General features: G+C 71.1%; 4 protein-coding genes and 1 pseudogene. 3 read left to right on the forward strand and 2 right to left on the reverse strand.

What is annotated here, in order from left to right; genetic code table 11:
* Positions 1-765: response regulator transcription factor (locus PKH97_RS14850; protein WP_324388355.1), on the reverse strand; the 765-nt coding region annotated here is incomplete at its 3' end.
* A gap of 172 nt (positions 766-937) precedes the next feature.
* Between PKH97_RS14850 and PKH97_RS14855 the strand changes: the two genes are divergently transcribed.
* The 3 genes from PKH97_RS14855 to PKH97_RS14865 all read left to right on the forward strand — a co-directional run bounded on the left by PKH97_RS14855 (position 938) and on the right by PKH97_RS14865 (position 3,130).
* Positions 938-1,435, forward strand: a complete 498-nt coding sequence (locus PKH97_RS14855; protein ID WP_324388356.1) for a thioredoxin family protein — start codon at positions 938-940, stop codon at positions 1,433-1,435.
* 52 nt (positions 1,436-1,487) lie between these two features.
* Positions 1,488-2,243 (forward strand): cytochrome c biogenesis protein CcdA, encoded by a 756-nt coding sequence (locus PKH97_RS14860; RefSeq protein WP_324388357.1) that lies wholly within the window; start codon positions 1,488-1,490, stop codon positions 2,241-2,243.
* A 368-nt stretch (positions 2,244-2,611) separates the two neighbouring features.
* Positions 2,612-3,130 (forward strand): TrmH family RNA methyltransferase, encoded by a 519-nt coding sequence (locus PKH97_RS14865; protein ID WP_324388358.1) that lies wholly within the window; start codon positions 2,612-2,614, stop codon positions 3,128-3,130.
* Positions 3,131-3,250: 120 nt separating this feature from the next.
* Here PKH97_RS14865 and PKH97_RS14870 read toward each other — a convergent pair.
* A pseudogene (locus PKH97_RS14870) lies at positions 3,251-3,739 on the reverse strand (N-acetylglucosamine-6-phosphate deacetylase); the annotation flags it as partial.

Below are 3,739 nucleotides of genomic sequence, written 5' to 3' on the forward strand. Positions count from 1 at the left end.
GTCCAGGCCCGCCGCCCCGCCCACCGGGCCGGCTCCGCCCACCGGGCCGGCCCCTGGCCGATCGACCGCAGCCGAATTGGCGCGATCCCAGCGATAACCGCGACCGAAAACCGTCACCAACCGGACCGGCCGGCTCGGGTCGGCCTCGATCTTCTCGCGCACCCGGCGCACGTGAACGGTGACCGTGGTCGCGTCGCCGACCTCCCAACCCCACACCTGGCGCATGAGGTCGTCGCGCGAAAACACCGCGCCCGGATTACGCGCCAGAAAGAGCAGGAGGTCGAACTCCCTTGCCGTGCAGGAAATCTCGGCCTCACCGTCATAGACACGCCGACCGACGACGTCCAGCCGAAGGCCACCGTCGACCAACTCGGTCAGCGCCGGCACACCCGGCCCGACACCCAGCGCCCGCCGAAGCACGCCCCGGATCCGCAACTCCAACTCGCGCGCGGAGAAGGGCTTGGTTACATAGTCATCGGCACCGGCGGACAGCCCCTGCACCCGCTCGTGCTCCTGCCCTCGAGCGGTGACCATGATGACCGGTAGGCCGGGGCGCAGGTCGCGCAGGCGACGGCAGACGTCAAGGCCGCCTAGCCCGGGGAGCATCAGGTCGAGCAGGACCAGGTCGATGCTCTCGCGCGCGACGACAACCAGAGCGGCGGCTCCGTTCGCGACGGTCGTCACGGCATACCCGGCATGGCGCAGGTAGGTCGCGGTCGCCTCCCGCACCGTCGCATCGTCCTCGATAAGGAGCAGGCTGGGCACGACGTCAAGACTAGGTAGGCCGTCGACAATCGCGACCTTTAGCGCTCCACGCCGTCCGAAGATCGTAATATCCGCGCAATCGCCGTTACCGATCCCTTACACGTGCAACGGATTCCTTGCGGTGCCCCGGGCGGACGGCTGGGGTGGGGTGACCACCGACCAAGGAGTCACCATGCGTATGCCAGCCCTGTTCACCGGCGCCGCCCTCGCCGCCACCCTCGCCCTGACCGCCTGCGGTTCGTCGACACAGACGAGCGCTAGCGGCACAGGCGCAGCGGGCACCCCCGGCGCGACCGCCCCGGCGAGCGCGTCATCCTCGTCCATGACGCACGAGATGACGGGCAGCGAGACCGCGATGCTGCCCGGCGCCTACCTGCCCTATGACGCCTACCAAAAGCAGATGGCCGAACGGCATGACACCAAGGTCGTCCTGTTCTTCCACGCCACGTGGTGCCCCGACTGCAAGGCCACGGACACCTCGCTCACGACGGACGGCGTGCCCGCCGGGCTGACCGTCGTCAAGGTCGACTACGACACGATGACCGACCTGAAGAAGAAGTACGGCATCACCCAGCAGCACACCTTTGTCCAGATCGACGGCGCTGGCATGGAGCTGGCGAAATGGACGGGCACCCGGACCGGCGCGGAGATTAAGGCCAAGACGGTATGACCCGTGGGGCGGCGGCACGACAGTGCTCCGGGCGCGGCGCGAGGTGTGGCCGATGATCGCCGCCTTGGCCGGCGCCTTGCTGGCCGGCGCCCTGACGACGCTGGCGCCGTGTGCGCTTACCCTGCTGCCGGTCGTTGTCGGCGGGTCCCTGCAGGGCGCCGTGACCAGCGAGGCGCGCCGGCGCGCCGTGGTGATCACCGCAGCGCTCGGCGCCAGCGTGGTCGTGTTCACCCTGCTGCTCCGCGTGTCGACCGCGCTCATCGACGTCCCGCCCCGTGCCTGGCAGCTCGTGAGCGGCAGCGTGCTGGTCGGTCTCGGAGTCGCCGCCACAGCACCCGAGCTATGGGACCGCGTGGCCATCGCCACACGGTTGAGTAGTGCTACGGCACAAGGGCTTTCACGGTCCCACCAGCGGCGCGGGATCGCTGGGGCCGCCCTGACCGGTGCCGCCCTCGGCCCCGTCTTCACCTCGTGCAGCCCGCTCTATGCGTATGTCGTTGTCACCGTCCTGCCGGCCGAGCCGGCCCGCGGGCTGGGGCTGCTCGCGGCATACGTTCTCGGGTTATGCGCGGTCTTGCTGGCCGTCGGCCTTGTGGGGCAGCGGGCCGTCCGACGCCTGCGCTGGGCCGCGGACCCGCACGCAGCCTGGCGCCGGGCACTCGGCGTGCTCGTCATGATCGTCGGGCTGCTGATCGCCACCGGCGTCGTCCACGATGTCGAGACGTGGATCGTCGAGCACTCGAGATTCGGGCCGTGGTCGTGGGAGCCGAACCTGCCGGTGGGCGGATCATCGACGCCGGCGCCCTGACCGCGCGCGCCATCCGGGAGCGGTGATCCCGCAGCGCTGGCTGCGTAACAACAACGTCGACGAGCGTCCTCCTCCGGCGATCGGACGTGACCGATGCGTGCGCCGTCGTCCGTGCCTACCTGATGGCGTGCATCCCGTGGCCCAAGAAACCGACGTCGGGTGACCAAACCACGGACGGACAGCGGTCCCCGCGACGTATTGGAGCTGGGTCCCACGCTCTGCGTGGGTCGGGGGCGTCCCAGGCCCGGACCGCTCCGGGGCCGACAGTCGGTGCCGCGCTATCCTGGGTGGCTCCTCGTCGATGGACCGGCGCCGCCGCTGAAAGGCGCCACAGACTTGAGCCTCTCGGGAGTCCCCGCCACGCGCCGATGACCGGCGCGAAGACCAATCCGCGGAAGTTGCGCAGCCAGCGCCGCCGCTCGCGCCACGGGTGCTGGAACCACCTGATCGTCGCACCGCTCTGGGTGGCGTATGACGCGAACCTCGGCACCCTCCTGCGCTCCTGCGACGCGGTGGGAGCGTGCCTGGCGGTGCCGCGGACCGAGCACTACCGCAAGGCGCTGACCGTCGGCGATACCCTCCGCGGTCGTCGGCCGTGCATCCACTGGGTGGTGCCCACCAAGGAGGAGTGGCTCGCCGAGCAACGAGCCGCCGGCCGGCGCCTGCTCGCCGTCGAACTCGCCGACGACGCCACCGCGCTGCCCCGGCTGGGCCCGGCCCGTGAGCCCACGGTCCTGCTCCTTGGCCACGAGCACCACGGGATCCCCGACCAGGTGCTCGCCGGTGTCGACGGGTGCGTCGAGATCCCGATGGTGGGGTGGGGGGCCAGCCTCAACGTCGCCGTCGCGGGCAGCCTGGTGCTCTACCGCCTCGCCGGGCTCTCGTGACACCGACTCCTGGCTATCGACGCAGGTCCTCGTGTCGAGAGTCGGCGACACGCGCAGCGCCGGGCCGGTCCGTCGGCGTGTCGCCGACTCTCGACGTCTGTCAGGCAGGTTCGCGGGCTGTTAGCCGAGGCTGAGCGCAATAGCGCGCGCCGGCGTGATGCTCGCGGCGCGGCGGGCATCGGCGGGCGCGATGCCGGCGACACCGACGGCCCAGGCGACACAGTCGGCGAGCGTATGCGTGGAGCCGGCGATCGGGCCCAGCGTGCCGTCCGGGCCCACCAGCCGCGCGGTCCCCGCACGCACGTCGACCGGAAGGGCACCGATCCGGTAGCGCCCGTCACCGAGCCCGGTCGCGGCCATGGCGTCCGAGACCAGGGCGACCCGGTCGGGCCCGACCAGATCGAAGACCATCGCCACCACCTCAGGAGACACGTGCACCCCGTCCGCGATCAGCTCCACGATCGCCTCACCACGCGCCGCCGCGGCAAGGGCGGCGGCGGCCGGCCCGCCCCCGCGGTGATGGAAGGCAGGCATCCCATTGAACAGGTGCGTCACTAACGCCGGCCTTCCGGTGCGCTCGGTGATCCGTCCGATCGCCCGCGTGATCGT

This window comes from Nostocoides sp. (genome assembly GCF_035343835.1).
Classification (GTDB): domain Bacteria; phylum Actinomycetota; class Actinomycetes; order Actinomycetales; family Dermatophilaceae; genus Nostocoides_A; species Nostocoides_A vanveenii.

Coding starts and splice junctions, on each gene's coding strand:
- PKH97_RS14860 (WP_324388357.1), top strand. CDS start 1,488: ATGATCGCCGCCTTGGCCGGCGCCTTGCTGGCCGGCGCCCTGACGACG.
- PKH97_RS14865 (WP_324388358.1), top strand. CDS start 2,612: ATGACCGGCGCGAAGACCAATCCGCGGAAGTTGCGCAGCCAGCGCCGC.
- PKH97_RS14855 (WP_324388356.1), top strand. CDS start 938: ATGCGTATGCCAGCCCTGTTCACCGGCGCCGCCCTCGCCGCCACCCTC.